Source organism: Streptomyces calvus (assembly GCF_006782915.1).
Classification (GTDB): Bacteria; Actinomycetota; Actinomycetes; order Streptomycetales; family Streptomycetaceae; genus Streptomyces; species Streptomyces calvus.
Genome location: NZ_VCNP01000008.1, coordinates 1 through 13,221, shown reverse-complemented (window position 1 = coordinate 13,221; position 13,221 = coordinate 1). Strand labels below are relative to the sequence as shown.

At 73.2% G+C, this 13,221-nt stretch carries 13 protein-coding genes; 8 read left to right on the top strand and 5 right to left on the bottom strand.

What is annotated here, in order from left to right:
* Nucleotides 1-97: 97 nt before the first annotated feature.
* The 4 genes from FGW31_RS02935 (at nucleotide 98) to FGW31_RS02920 (ending at nucleotide 2,901) form a co-directional block, all read left to right on the top strand.
* Entirely contained in the window at nucleotides 98-1,657 is a 1,560-nt protein-coding gene (locus tag FGW31_RS02935; RefSeq protein ID WP_142191724.1) for a glycoside hydrolase family 53 protein, read from the top strand.
* A gap of 96 nt (nucleotides 1,658-1,753) precedes the next feature.
* Nucleotides 1,754-2,056 (top strand): ArsR/SmtB family transcription factor, encoded by a 303-nt coding sequence (locus tag FGW31_RS02930; protein ID WP_142191723.1) that lies wholly within the window; start codon nucleotides 1,754-1,756, stop codon nucleotides 2,054-2,056.
* A complete protein-coding gene (locus FGW31_RS02925; protein ID WP_142191722.1) occupies nucleotides 2,053-2,445 on the top strand; it encodes a VOC family protein in 393 nt (130 codons plus the stop codon). The genes FGW31_RS02930 and FGW31_RS02925 overlap by 4 nt, the downstream gene beginning before the upstream one ends.
* 195 nt (nucleotides 2,446-2,640) lie before the next feature.
* Complete coding sequence (locus tag FGW31_RS02920) at nucleotides 2,641-2,901, top strand: winged helix-turn-helix domain-containing protein (protein ID WP_167529988.1); 261 nt, start codon at nucleotides 2,641-2,643, stop codon at nucleotides 2,899-2,901.
* 34 nt (nucleotides 2,902-2,935) lie between these two features.
* Here FGW31_RS02920 and FGW31_RS02915 read toward each other — a convergent pair whose 3' ends face one another.
* Nucleotides 2,936-4,054 carry a fatty acid desaturase family protein gene (locus FGW31_RS02915; protein ID WP_233452359.1) on the bottom strand — a complete coding sequence of 373 codons (1,119 nt, stop codon included), beginning with the start codon at nucleotides 4,052-4,054 and terminating at the stop codon, nucleotides 2,936-2,938.
* Between the two features lie 170 nt (nucleotides 4,055-4,224).
* On the opposite strand from FGW31_RS02915, the gene FGW31_RS02910 reads away from it, so the two are divergent.
* The 3 genes from FGW31_RS02910 (at nucleotide 4,225) to aspA (ending at nucleotide 7,652) form a co-directional block, all read left to right on the top strand.
* The gene (locus FGW31_RS02910) at nucleotides 4,225-4,896 is read left to right on the top strand and encodes a FadR/GntR family transcriptional regulator (protein WP_142191812.1); all 672 of its coding nucleotides are present in this window, start codon (nucleotides 4,225-4,227) and stop codon (nucleotides 4,894-4,896) included.
* Between the two features lie 82 nt (nucleotides 4,897-4,978).
* Nucleotides 4,979-5,995, top strand: coding sequence for an asparaginase (locus FGW31_RS02905; RefSeq protein ID WP_142191721.1), 1,017 nt, complete (start codon nucleotides 4,979-4,981; stop codon nucleotides 5,993-5,995).
* A gap of 253 nt (nucleotides 5,996-6,248) precedes the next feature.
* Nucleotides 6,249-7,652, top strand: a complete 1,404-nt coding sequence (gene aspA / locus FGW31_RS02900) for an aspartate ammonia-lyase (RefSeq protein WP_142191720.1) — start codon at nucleotides 6,249-6,251, stop codon at nucleotides 7,650-7,652.
* Here the strand turns inward: aspA and FGW31_RS02895 are convergent, their stop codons facing one another.
* The gene (locus FGW31_RS02895; protein ID WP_142191719.1) at nucleotides 7,653-8,828 is read right to left on the bottom strand and encodes a D-alanyl-D-alanine carboxypeptidase family protein; all 1,176 of its coding nucleotides are present in this window, start codon (nucleotides 8,826-8,828) and stop codon (nucleotides 7,653-7,655) included. It lies immediately after the preceding gene.
* A gap of 90 nt (nucleotides 8,829-8,918) precedes the next feature.
* Entirely contained in the window at nucleotides 8,919-10,055 is a 1,137-nt protein-coding gene (rho, locus tag FGW31_RS02890; RefSeq protein ID WP_220510635.1) for a transcription termination factor Rho, read from the bottom strand.
* 335 nt (nucleotides 10,056-10,390) lie between these two features.
* Here rho and FGW31_RS02885 point away from each other — a divergent pair, with 335 nt between their 5' ends.
* Nucleotides 10,391-11,119: a class I SAM-dependent methyltransferase gene (locus tag FGW31_RS02885; RefSeq protein WP_142191718.1), complete on the top strand. Its 729-nt coding sequence runs from the start codon at nucleotides 10,391-10,393 to the stop codon at nucleotides 11,117-11,119.
* Between the two features lie 288 nt (nucleotides 11,120-11,407).
* On the opposite strand, the gene FGW31_RS02880 is transcribed toward FGW31_RS02885, so the two are convergent.
* Both FGW31_RS02880 and FGW31_RS02875 read right to left on the bottom strand, forming a co-directional pair.
* A complete protein-coding gene (locus FGW31_RS02880; protein WP_142191810.1) occupies nucleotides 11,408-12,151 on the bottom strand; it encodes a GntR family transcriptional regulator in 744 nt (247 codons plus the stop codon).
* Nucleotides 12,152-12,477: 326 nt separating this feature from the next.
* Nucleotides 12,478-13,221 (bottom strand): acetylxylan esterase (locus FGW31_RS02875; RefSeq protein WP_142191717.1); only part of this gene is annotated, 744 nt, incomplete at its 5' end.

The following is a 13,221-nucleotide window of genomic DNA, read 5'->3' as shown; positions in this document are numbered from 1 at the left end:
CCTCCGCCCGCGTGAGCACAGGCCGCGGGCGGAGGGGGCCCTCGCCGCCCAGGCGCAGGGCACTCCTTCTCCCACGTCGAAGGGACGACGAACGGCCATGTTCCATCCCAGACGCACCCTCCGGGCCCTGCTGCCGCCGCTCGTGGCGGGCCTCGCCCTCACCGCCCTGCCCGCCCAGCAGGCCACCGCAGCGAGCACCCTCACCAACGGCGGCTTCGAAACCGACGGTTCGGGCACGGCCACCCCCAGCGGCTGGTCCGAGTACGGCGACACGGGCGCCTCCTACACGGAGTCCGGTGGCCGCGGCGGCGGCCACCGCCTGTCCCACTGGTCGTCCTCCGCGTACCGGGTGGAGACGTACCAGTACCTGTCGGGCCTGACCCCCGGCGACTACCGACTCACCGCCTGGGTCCGCTCCGGCGGCGGGCAGAAGTCCGCCCACCTCGCGCTGAAGAACTGCGGCGGCCCCGAGCAGCGCACCGACCTGCCGGTGTCCGACTCCGGATGGATCCGGATCGTCGTGCCGGTCGCGGTGACCGGCAACCAGTGCACGGTCAGCGTCACCAGCGACGCGAACGCCGGCAACTGGATCAACGTCGACGACCTCACGTTCGCTCCCGGCACCTCCGGCCTGGCCGTGAAGGGCGCCGACATCTCCTCCCTGCCCAAGAGCGAGGCCATGGGCGGGGTCTACCGCAGTGCCTCCGGCGGTACCGGCGACGCGGTCGCACTCCTGAGGTCCGCCGGCATGAACTACGCCCGCCTGAAGGTGTGGGTGGACCCGGCCGACGGCTACAACGACAAGGCGCACGTCCTGGCCATGGCCGAGCGGATCAAGGCCCGGGGCATGAAGCTGCTGGTCGACTTCCACTACTCGGACGCCTGGGCCGACCCGGGCAAGCAGAACAAGCCCGCCGCCTGGGCGGGCCACTCCTACGGGCAGCTGAAGAAGGACGTCTACGACCACACGTACGACGTGCTCCACGCGCTGAAGGCGCAGGGCACCACGGCGGACATGGTGCAGGTCGGCAACGAGATCAACGGCGGCATGCTGTGGAACGAGGGGTCCACCGACAACTGGCCGCAGCTCGCCGGTCTGCTCAACTCCGGCTACGACGCCGTCAAGGCCGTCGACCGGTCCACGGTCGCCGCGCTGCACCTCGCCGAAGGCGGCGACCTCGAAGGCACCCGCTGGTGGTTCGACAACGCGGTGTCCCACGGCGTGAGGTTCGACGCCATCGGCCTGTCGTACTACGGCTACTGGCACGGCACGCTGCACGCCTTCCAGACCACCCTGGACGACGCGGCCACCCGGTACGGAAAGCCCGTCTTCGTCGCCGAGACGGCCTACCCGTTCCGTCTGGACAGCGAGGACGCGCTGGAGAACATCATCGACCTCGACAGCGAACTCGTGCCCGGCTACCCGGCGTCCCCGACGGGCCAGACCCGCTGGATGAACGACGTGGCGAGCATCGTGGAGGCCGTCCCGCACGGCCGCGGCCTCGGCGTCTTCTACTGGGAGGCGACCTGGACCGCCCGCACCGGCAACGGCTGGGACCCCGCCGACCCGTCCTCCGGCAACGGCTGGGAGAACCAGGCGCTCTTCGGCTACGACGACCGGCTGCTGCCGGCGACGGCGTGGTTCCGCCACCGGTGACGGCGCAGGGGCGCGGCCGGCGCCCGGAGGTGTGACGTCCGGCGCCGGCCGGGCCCCCACTTGATAGGCAAGTGAACACTTGCCTATGCTGGGGGTGTGGCCGACGACCTCTTCAAAGCCCTGGCCGACCGCACTCGCCGCACCATCATGGACGAACTCGCGGAGAGGTCCGGACAGACGCTGTTCGAAATCTGCTCCCGCCTGAGCATGAAGCACGGGCTCGGCATCTCGCGCCAGGCGGTCTCCCAGCACCTCGCCGTGCTGGAGGCCGCCGGGCTGGTCGAGACCAGGCGGGAGGGCCGCTACAAGTACCACGACCTGGACACGGCCCCGCTGCGGCAGATCACCGACCGCTGGCTCGCGCCCGATCCGACCGGACCGCAGGAGAACACCCCATGAAGATCCATCTGACCAGCATCTTCGTCGACGACCAGGCCAAGGCCGAACACTTCTACACCGAGATCCTCGGCTTCGTGAAGAAGCACGACGTCCCGCTGGGCGAGCAGGACCGGTGGCTGACCGTCGTCTCGCCCGAGGAGCCCGGCGGCACCGAACTCCTCCTGGAACCCGCGGGACACCCCGCCGTCAAGCCCTACCGCGACGCGCTCGTCCGGGACGGCATCCCGCTCGCCCAGTTCGCCGTCACCGACGTGCGGGCCGAGTACGAGCGCCTGGTGGGCCTCGGCGTCCACTTCACCCAGGAGCCGCTGGAGATGGGCCCGGTCACCACCGCCGTCTTCGACGACACCTGCGGCAACCTGATCCAGATCGCGACGCAGCCGCAGTAACCGGACCGCGGCCGCCTCCCGCGGCCCCGGCCCGTCCGGCCGGTGACGGCACGACCGCGACCTCGGGGGAGCGGTCGGCGGGGCCCCGTATGCGTCGCATCCCGGACAAGCTGCCGCGACCGCGGGACACGTCCGGCGCGGCACGGGACAGTGGAGGGGCCCCGGGTGAGGACCCCCGGCGCGGAGGTGTACGTGATGCTGAGGACTCCCGTCGACGGGACACGGCTGCGCATCCTGACGTGGCTGCGCGAACCGGGCACCGCCGAGCGCGGCCTCACCGCGGACGCCGTCGCCGCGAGGCTCGGCGTGCCCCGCCAGGTCGCCCTCACCCACCTCCGGATCCTCACCGCCCTCGGCCTGCTGCGCACCGACACCGCCGCCGACGGCCCGCCCGTCCACCGACGCGACGAGGCGCGCATCGCCGAGATCGCGGAACTGTTCGAGAAGGGCTGGTGACGCAGGCGGCGGCCCGCTCCGCGGCCCGCGTGCCTCAGCCCGCCCGGCGCAGCGGCTCCCCGACCCGCCTGAGGTGGCGCAGCGCCTCACGGTGCGAGGCGAGCAGCCCCGTCCGGCAGTACGGGATGCCCAGCTCCGCGCAGTACCGCTCGGTGATGATCTGGGCCCTGCCGAGGGCGGGCGTCGGCATGCTGGGGAACAGATGGTGCTCGATCTGGTAGTTCAGCCCGCCCATGAACGCGTCGACCAGCACACCGCCGTCCACGTTGCGGGAGGTGAGCACCTGCCGGCGCAGGAAGTCCAGCTCGGTGCCCTCCTCGATCATCGGCATCCCCTTGTGGTTGGGGGCGAACACGGAACCCAGGTAGATCCCGAACAACCCCTGGTGGACGGCGACGAACGCGAGCGCCCTGCCGGGGGAGAGGACCAGGAACAGGCCGCCGAAATAGACCACGAAATGCGCGACGAGAAGCGTTCCCTCCAGCACCGGCCGTTTCATCGACGGGCGGCGCAGAGCCCGGAAGCTGCTGAGGCTGAGATTGAGCCCCTCCAGGGTCAGCAGCGGAAAGAAGAGGGCCGCCTGATGTTTTCCGATGAAACGCGCGGGCCCCTTCGCCTCTTTCGCCTGGCGCCGTGACCACACGAGGATGTCGGGGGCGACGTCGGGGTCCTTCTTCTCGTGATTCGGGTTGGCGTGGTGACGGGTGTGCTTGTTCATCCACCAGCCGTAACTCATGCCCAGCAGCACATTGGCCACCAGCAGGCCGCCGATCTCACTGGGGCGGCGACGGGAGAACACCTGGCGGTGGGCCAGATCGTGCGCGGCCAGTCCGAGCTGCCCGAACACCAGGGCCAGGGCGGCGGCGACGAACAGTTGGTACCAGCTGTCGCCCAGGACGAGAAAGGCGGCCACACCGCCGGCGAGTGCCAGGGCGACCGCGCCGAAGCGCACCGTGTAGTACAGCGGGCGTCGCCTGAGGAGCCCCGCTTCGGATATGCGCCGCGACAGCTCGGAGAAGTCGCTGCCCTTTTCTCGACCCTTCTCCCGCGCTGTCTGCTTCGGTGTTTCTCTCGGTGTTTCTCTCTGTTTTCCGCCGTCCCTTTCTCCTTCGCCGGGGAGAGAGGTGTCCGTGAGCACTGTTGAATGGGCCATGCGCTCAGTATGGGAACGATTTCTTCGGCGCAGAATGATGTGGTCCCCCCGAAGCGGGGTGTGGCTGGCACCACCCCGCCTTGACAGGGCTCGGGCCCGCACCGCACGATCGTCCCGTGAACCTGTCAGACAGCCAGACAGGTGGGGCGGGGCCGCGGCGCGTCAGCGCGATGGAAGCGGTGCTCTCCCACCTGCGCGCCGCCATCGAACGCGGCGAGTACGCCATCGGCGACAAGCTCCCCTCCGAGGCGGAGCTGTGCCGCACCCTCGAGGTCTCCCGGCCCGTGCTGCGGGAGGCGCTGCGCGCCCTGCAGACGATGGGCCTGACCGTGTCCCGCACCGGCAAGGGCACCTTCGTCGTCGCCAACGCCGTGGAGGACCCCACCTTCGGCGACTACGCGGCCAGCGACCTCCTCGAGGTGCGCCGGCACATCGAGATCCCGGTCGCCGGGTACGCCGCGCAGCGCCGCACCCCGGAGAACCTGGACCACCTGGCCCACCTCCTGGACCGTATGGAGCGGGAGACCGACACCACCGCGTGGGTGGCGATGGACACGCTGTTCCACCTCGCCGTGGCCGAGGCCGCGCAGAACCCGGTGTTCCGCCGGGTGATCGAGGAGATCCGGGACGCGCTGGCCCGCCAGTCCGCCTTCCTCAACGAACTCGGCGGCCGCCGCGAACAGTCCAACCGGGAACACCGGGCGATCGTCGAGGCGCTGACCGACGGTTCCGAGCACGACGCCGTCGAGGCCATGGCCCACCACCTCGACCGCGTCGAGACCACCCTCACCGACATCGTGCGCCCCGCACGCACCGGCGCGGCGGCCCCACCGGGCCCCTGACACCCCGCCGCACCGACCAGCCCTCCGGCCCCCCGCGCCGGCGCACCACCCCCGCGCCGACCCACGACCACACCAGGCAGTGATGAACAGCAGTCTCCCCGCGGACGCACCCCTGATCCGCGAGCCCCTCCACGCCCCCGTCGCCCACCTGATACGCGGCGGCGTCGTGGAGGGCATCCACTACGGCTCCGTCGTCGTCCTCGGCCCCGACGGCGACGTCCGGTTCCAGCTCGGCGACATCGAGGCCGCCTGCTATCCGCGCTCCGCGCTCAAGCCCGTCCAGGCGGTCGCGATGCTCCGTGCGGGACTCCCGCTCGACGGCGAGCTGCTGTCGCTCGCCGCCGCCAGCCACTCCGGCGAGGAAACCCACCTCGCGGGCGCCCGGCGCATCCTGGAACTCGCCGGACTGACCGAGGACCACCTCCGCAACGTCCCGGACCTGCCGTTCGACCCGGCCGTCCGGGACACCTGGGTGCGCGAGAACCGCCCGCCCTCCCGCCTCGCCCAGAACTGCTCCGGCAAGCACGCCGCCATGCTGTACACGGCCCGCCTGAACGGCTGGTCCCTGGACGACTACCTCGACCCCGCCCACCCCCTGCAGCAGGCGATCGCCGAGATCGTCGAGGACCTCACCGGGCAGCGCGTCGCGACGGTCACCGTCGACGGCTGCGGCGCGCCGCTGTTCGCCGTCTCCCTGCACGGCCTGGCCCGCGCCGCCGCCCGCATCACCACCGCCGCGCCCGGCACCCCGGAGGCCCGGGTGGCCGACGCCATGCGCACGCACGCCGAGGCGGCCTCCGGAACGCGGCGCGACGTCGCCGCGCTGATGCGGGCGGTCCCCGGACTGCTCGCCAAGGACGGCTTCGAGGGCGTGCAGGTCGCCGCGCTGCCCGACGGCACGGCCGTCGCCGTGAAGATCGCCGACGGCGGCGACCGCGCCCGGGTCCCGGTCGCCGCCGCGGCGCTCGCCCGCGCGGGCGTGGACCCGTCCCTGCTCACGGGGTTCGCGGGGCAGCCGCTGCTCGGCGGCGGACGGCCGGTCGGCTCGGTACGGCCGGTACGCGCACTCGACCCGGTGACCACCCCGGCCCGCGCCTGACCGTCCGCGGGCCGCCCGCGGGGCCGTCCGCGAGGCCGTCCCCGGTGACAGTCCGCGGGGGCGCCCGTGGTGACCACTCGCGGTGACAGTCCGCGGGGCCGCCCGTGGTGACCACCCGCGGTGACAGTCCGCGGGCCGCCCGCGGTTGACCGCCCTCGGGGTCGCAGCGGCGGCCGTAGCGGCGGCCACGGACCCGTCGTCCGCGAGGACCTCCACCCACCCTCACCCCCTCGGAAAGGGGACCAGCCCTCCCATGACCGCCGCCACCCGCCGCGAACACGACCTGCTCGGCGACCGGGACGTCCCCGCCGACGCGTACTGGGGCGTGCACACCCTGCGCGCCACCGAGAACTTCCCCATCACCGGCACCCCGATCTCCGCCCACCCGCACCTGATCGGCGCCCTGGCCGCCGTCAAGGAGGCCGCCGCCCTCGCCAACGAGGAGCTCGGTCTGCTGGAGCCGCGCAAGGCGGCCGCCATCGTGCGGGCCTGCCGGGAGATCCGCGCCGGCGCCCTGCACGACCAGTTCGTGGTGGACGTGATCCAGGGCGGCGCCGGGACCTCCACCAACATGAACGCCAACGAGGTCATCGCCAACCGGGCGTTGGAGCTGCTGGGCCACGCCAAGGGCCAGTACACCCACCTGCACCCCAACGAGGACGTGAACCTCGGCCAGTCCACCAACGACGTCTACCCGACCGCCGTGAAGATCGCCACGGTGTTCGGGGTGCACGCCCTGCTGGACGCCATGGCGGTCCTCCAGGACGCCTTCGCCGCCAAGGCCGTCGAATTCCGTGACGTGCTGAAGATGGGCCGCACCCAGCTCCAGGACGCGGTGCCGATGACGCTCGGCCAGGAGTTCTCGTCGTACGCCGTCATGCTCGACGAGGACCGCAGCCGGCTCGCCGAGGCCGTCGAGCTGATCCACGAGATCAACCTGGGTGCGACCGCCATCGGCACCGGCCTCAACGCCCCGGCCGGATACGCCGAGTCGGTCCGCCGCCACCTGTGCGCGATCACCGGGCTGCCGCTGGTGACCGCGGCCGACCTGGTCGAGGCGACCCAGGACTGCGGCGCGTTCGTCCAGATGTCCGGTGTGCTCAAGCGGGTCGCCGTCAAGCTCTCCAAGAGCTGCAACGACCTGCGGCTGCTGTCGTCGGGGCCGCGCGCCGGCCTCGGAGAGATCAACCTGCCGCCGGTGCAGGCCGGTTCGTCCATCATGCCCGGCAAGGTCAACCCGGTGATTCCCGAGGTGGTCAACCAGGTCGCCTTCGAGGTGATCGGCAACGACGTCACCATCACCATGGCCGCCGAGGCCGGACAGCTCCAGCTCAACGCCTTCGAGCCGGTCATCCTGCACTCCCTGTCGGGGTCCCTCACCCATCTGCGGGCCGCCTGCCTCACGCTCGCCGAACGGTGTGTCGCCGGCATCACCGCCAACACGGAGGCGCTGCGGGCCACCGTGGAGAACTCCATCGGCCTGGTCACCGCCCTCAACCCGCACATCGGCTACACGGCCGCCACCGACATCGCCAAGGAGGCCCTGGCGACCGGCCGGGGCGTCGCCGAACTGGTGCTGGAGAAGGGCCTGTTGCCAGCCGACACACTGGCCGGCCTGCTCCGTCCGGAGGTCCTCGCCGGTACCGGCGAGGGATGATCACAGCGGCCGGGTCCGCGGCACTGGGCCCCACTTGATCCTCAGGTACAGCGCCACGCCGGAGCCGCCGAGCAGGGCGGCACCGGCGATGGTCCAGGACGCCGGCCGACCCGGGCGGCCGGCGGGCCGTGCTGCGGGGGCCGCCGCGGGTTCCGTCTCCGGTCCGGCCGGCGGCCGGGGCCGCAGCGCGTCCAGCGAGCCCACCGGATCCACCCGCCCGGCCGCCTCGAACCCCCAGTCCAGCAGCGAGCGCGCCTCCTCGTACACGGCGTGCCCGCCGCCCTCACGGGGGTTCATGACCGTCGCCACGAGGGTGCGTCCGTTTCGGCGCGCGGCCGCCACGAGGGTGTGCCCGGCGCGGCTGGTGTAGCCGTTCTTGACGCCGATCAGGCCCCGGTAGGGTTCCACGCCGTCCGCGCCGGTGAGCAGCCGGTTGGTGTTGCGGATGCCGTAGGAGCCGCCGTGCCGGCCCGGGAAGCGTGCCGAGACCCGGGCGCAGTAGCGTGCGAACTCGCGGTTGCGCAGCCCGGCCCGCCCGAACACCGCCAGGTCGTACGCCGACGACACCTGGCCGGGCGCGTCGTAGCCGTCGGGTGACGTCACCCGGGTGTCGCGGGCGCCGAGGGCGCGGGCCTCGGCCTGCATGCGTTCGGCCGTGGCCCGCCAGCCGCCGGCGAGTGCGGCCAGCACGCGCACGGCGTCGTTGCCGGAGTTCAGGAAGACGCCGTTCCACAGGTCCGACACCCGGTACGTGCGGTCCTCGCTGACTCCGACGAGGCTGCTGCCGGGGCCGATGCCCTTCAGTTCGTCCTCGCCGACCCGGTGCCGGATGCCGGCCGGCAGGGCGGGGAGCAGGGTGAGGGCGAACAGCGTCTTGAGCGTGCTGGCCGGCGGCAGTCTGCGGTGCGCGTCGTGCGCGGCGAGCACCGCGCCGGTATCGGCGTCGGCGTCGGCGACCAGCCAGGACCGCGCGGACAGGTCGTCCGGGACGTCGGGCGCTCCCGGGCGCGGCCGGACGTGGGTGCCGTGCCGGTACAGCAGCGACGCGGGTGCCGCCGTCGCTCGCGGCGCCGGGTCGGTGCCGGTGTCCGCGGCGGCGGGAGCGAGCGCCAGCAGTCCCGTCGTACAGAGCGCACACGTGGACACGGCCGCCCGCGAAGCAAATCCGATCGTCATACCGCAAACGTAGGAATGGGTCGCCGGAACACCGCGCTGCCCCGGCCGGGAACCGGGCGCGAGCACCCGGATGCCGCACGCCGGGCCGTGTCAGGCGCCGGGCAGGGTGGGCTGGACGCGCCGCAGGAACGTCGCGTTGTCGGGCGTCTCACGCATCCGTGTCAGCAGTGTCTCCAGCTCGGCCTGCCCGTCGCGGGAGCGCAGCACCCGCCGCAGTCCCCGGGCGGCCGTCAACTCGGCCGGGGTGAGCAGCAGTTCCTCGCGGCGGGTGCCTGAACCGGTGATGTCGACGGCGGGGAAGAGGCGGCGGGCGGCCGCCTCGCGGCTCAGCCGGAGCTCCATGTTGCCGGTGCTCTTCAGCTCCTCGAAGTAGAACTCGTCCGCGCGGGAGCCGGTCTCCACCAGGGCGGAGGCGAGGATGGTCAGCGAGCCGCCCTCCTCGGTCTGCCGGGCGGCGCCGAAGAACCGCTTGGGCCCGAGCAGCGCGGACGCGTCGACTCCGCCGCTGAGGGTGCGGCCACCGGACGCGGCCGCGTTGTTGTACGCCCGGCACAGCCGGGTCAGCGAGTCGAGCAGGACGACGACGTCCTCTCCGGCCTCCACCAGGCGCTTGGCACGCTCGACGACCAGCTCGGCGAGCGCGATGTGCTCCTTGGCCGGACGGTCGAAGGTCGAGGCGTACACCTCGCCGCGCACCGAGCGCCGCATGTCGGTGACCTCCTCGGGCCGTTCGTCGAGCAGTACGACCATGAGCCGGCACTCCGGGTGGTTCCCGGCGACCGCCGCCGCGAGCTGCTGGATGAGGACCGTCTTGCCGGTCTTGGGCGGCGCCACGAGCAGCCCGCGCTGCCCCTTGCCGACCGGGGTCAGCAGGTCGGCGACCCGCCCGGCCAGCGCGGACGCGGGGTGTTCGAGGTGCAGGCGGCGGTGCGGGTGGAGCGGTGTCAGGTCGTGGAAGTGCCGCCGTTCGGGCAGGGAGCCGGGGGTGCGCCCGTCGACCGAGACGATCTCGGACAGGCCGGCCCGGTCGCCGAGGACGCCCTCCACGTGGTCGCCCTTGCGCAGGCCGTGGCGGCGCAGCAGCGCGGGGGAGACGGGCGGGTCGGAGGGGGACGGCAGGAGGCTCTCGGCGCGCAGGCGCCCCTTCCCCGCGGGGTCGATGTCCAGGAGGCCGCGGACGAGCCGGGGCTGCCGTACGGGAGGGTGGTCGAGTGTGGTGGTGGTCATGGAGGCCGGTCCTTTCGCGGACGACGGACGGGGACGTGCGGTGGGAAGGGGACGAGCCGCAAGGGGAGGGCGGATGCGCGCCTCCGGGCGGCGGAACGGCACCACGGTCACGGCGGGCGGGACCCTGCCGACGAGGTGGTGCGGGAATACCGGTGCGCCGGTCACGGAAGGACGGGCTGGTCGGCGAACCGAAGGGAGATGCTGAGAAGAACTGGCACCGACGCCCGAACACGGGCGTATGACGAGTGCTGACCTCACTGTACCACCGGGTGCGGTGACAGGAGCGGGGAAACGGAAGACGGGTGCCGACGGCCTGCTTCGCCTACGCTGGGCCGATGTTCAGCCCCGAAGGCCCCCGCCTGCGTGAACTCGCCGTCCAGGCACTGTCCTCCGTGGAGCGCGGCTACGACCTCCTCGCCCCGAAGTTCGACCACACCCCCTTCCGCACGCCCGACTCGGTGCTCGACGCCACCGTCGCGGCACTGCGGCGGAGCGGACCCCATGGCTCGGGTCTCGACCTGTGCTGCGGCACCGGCGCGGGCGTCGACGTGCTGCGGCAGGTGTGCGAAGGAACCGTCACCGGTGTGGACTTCAGCGCCGGCATGCTGGACGTCGCGCGGGCACGCACCCGGCCGCCCGGGCCGCGGGTCGCCTGGGTGCGGGCGGACGCGCGGGCGCTGCCGTTCGGCCCGGTCTTCGACCTGGTGGTCAGCTTCGGGGCGTTCGGGCACTTCCTGCCGCGTGAGCTGCCGGGACTGTTCGCGCAGGTCCACTCCGTGCTGCGGCCGGGCGGGCAGTTCGTCTTCCCGGTGGTCGCGCCGCCCCGGCCGGGCTCGCTCACCCACGCGATGCTGCTGGGCTTCGACGCCGTGATGCGGGTGCGCAACGCGGTGTGGCGTCCGCCGTTCGTCATGTACTACCGCGCGGTCCGCTTCGGCGACATGTGGCGCGGACTGACGGGGTGCGGGTTCCTGGTGGAGTTCCGGCCGCTGCCCGAGTTCGGACGGCGCCGGGACGGCAGTCCCCGGGTGCGGCTGGTCGTCGCGCGACGGCCGGAGGGGTAGCGGGCGGGGTACAGGAGCGGCTCGCGCGCGCCGCATGGGGCGTCCCGGCCGCGGCGGCCGTCGGGCCGCCGACGGTTGGCCGTCGGACAACGCGGAGCCGCGGGACAGGCAGACGACGCGGGCCTGCGGCCCACCGCCCGCGCACGCCGAGCGCAGGTCGGCGGTCGTCCGGGAGCCGTGCGGCTCGGCGTTGTCCGGGGTCCGTGCGGCCCTGTCCCCTCCGGGGTCCGTGCGGCCCTGTCCCGTCCGGACCGCGGGCTTTCGGCCGTGGCGTTCCGACGTTGCTGTTCAGACCGCGGCGGGCACGGTGAACTCGTAGACCAGGGCGTCCTGTTGAGCGTCCATCACCAGCTCGGTGATTTCCAGCGGGCGGGCGTACTGGTCGTGCACCCGCCGGGTGACCCGGACCGACGGCGTCCCCGCGATCCGCCTGATCGTGTCCCGGTGGTGCAGCGTCAGACCCGCCCGGCGCATCCAGTCGTAGGCGCGCCGCAGCTCCGCCGCGCCGGTGCCGTCGGCGCGGTCGCGGTAGCGGGCCAGTTCCTCGACCTCCGCGAGCGCCACCGCGGAGAACGTTGTCACGGCGGTCCGTAGATCCCGCCCGTCGGCCGAGGAGGACCAGTAGCGGTGGACCAGGGCCGGCCGGGCGGGGGCGACCAGCAGGGCTTCGGCGTGCCCGGGCGGCGGGGTCTCCCAGGTGACGGTGGCCCGGGACACCGCGCCCGGGCCCGCGCTGTGCGCGCCGACCGGGAAACCGGCGGAGGCGGGCGTCTCGACGGGTGGTCCGGGCAGCGCGGCATGGCTGCCCCGCCGGTCGGTGGCGAGCATGCCGTCGCGGCGCAGCACCTGGAGCGCCTGTCGTACGGTCTCCCGGCTGACCCCGAAGTGCTCGGCCAGCCGCCGCTCGCCGGGGAGGCGTTCGCCGGGCGGAATCGTCCCGCCGCGCAGTTCGCCGAGGAGTTCCGTCGCGATGCGCCGGTAGAGGGGCTCTCCTTCGCCGGCCGGGTGGTCGTGCGGGGTGGTGCGGGCCATGCCGCGGGCCATGCCGCGCCTCCTGTGGTGACGTTCCGTAGCCGTGCGGGCTCGTTGCGCCACCAGATCTAGCATTGGTCTAAACCGCTAGGGAAGAGTGGTCCCGCGCTTCGGCCGGAACGGCACCCGGCGGCGACCCCGCCCTTCCCCGTGACATCGCGCCTCCGACGCGGATACCCCGCGCGGGCCGCCGGTGCCGCCATGTCCGAAAGCCGCCGGGCGCCCCTTCCCGGGCGTGCCTTCCCGGGCGTGCCTTGCCGGGCGGCTCCTCGCCATTCGGCCCTCGCCGGTCGGCGGAGGCGCCGGTCCGCCGGGTTCCTCCGGTCTCAGATGTACGAGCGCATCCAGCGCAGCTTGGCCGCCTCCTGGAAGGGCCCGCCGCCCTCGTGGTCGTTGAAGTCGTACACCTCGATCGCCTTGTCCTCGTGTGCCCAGGCGTTGAAGGCCCCGAAGACCGTCGAGGGCGGGCAGGTCTGGTCCTCCAGGGCCGCCGAGAACAGGGCGGGCGCATTGCCGCGGGCCGCGAAGTGCACGCCGTCGAAGTAGGACAGGGTGCGCAGCGCCTCCTCGGTGCGGCCGCGGTGCGTCTTCAGGTAGAGGCCGACCTCCCGGTACGGGTGCCGGTCCGTGAGCGTCGTCGCGCGCGGGAAGTCGCACAGGAAGGGCACGTCGGGCGCGATGCCCGCCAGGTCCGGGACCAGGCCGCCCACGGCGAGCGTGATGCCGCCGCCCTGGCTGGCGCCGACGGCCACCGTGCGGCTCGCGTCGGTCAGCGGGTGCGACCGCGCCGCCTCCACCGCGCGGACGGCGTCGGTGAACACCCGGCGGTAGTAGTAGTTCTCGGGCGCGTCGATGCCGCGCGTCATGAAGCCGGGATAGGCCGGGCCGCCACCCACCGGGTCCTCGGTGCCGCCGCCGGCGCCCCAGGCGCTGCCCTGGCCGCGGGTGTCCATCACGAAGTGGGCGCGGCCCGTGGACGCCCACAGCAGGTACTCGTGCGGGAGGCCGCGGCCGCCGCCGTATCCGATGAACTCCACCACCAGCGGCAGCGGGGCCTCGGCGCCGGCGGG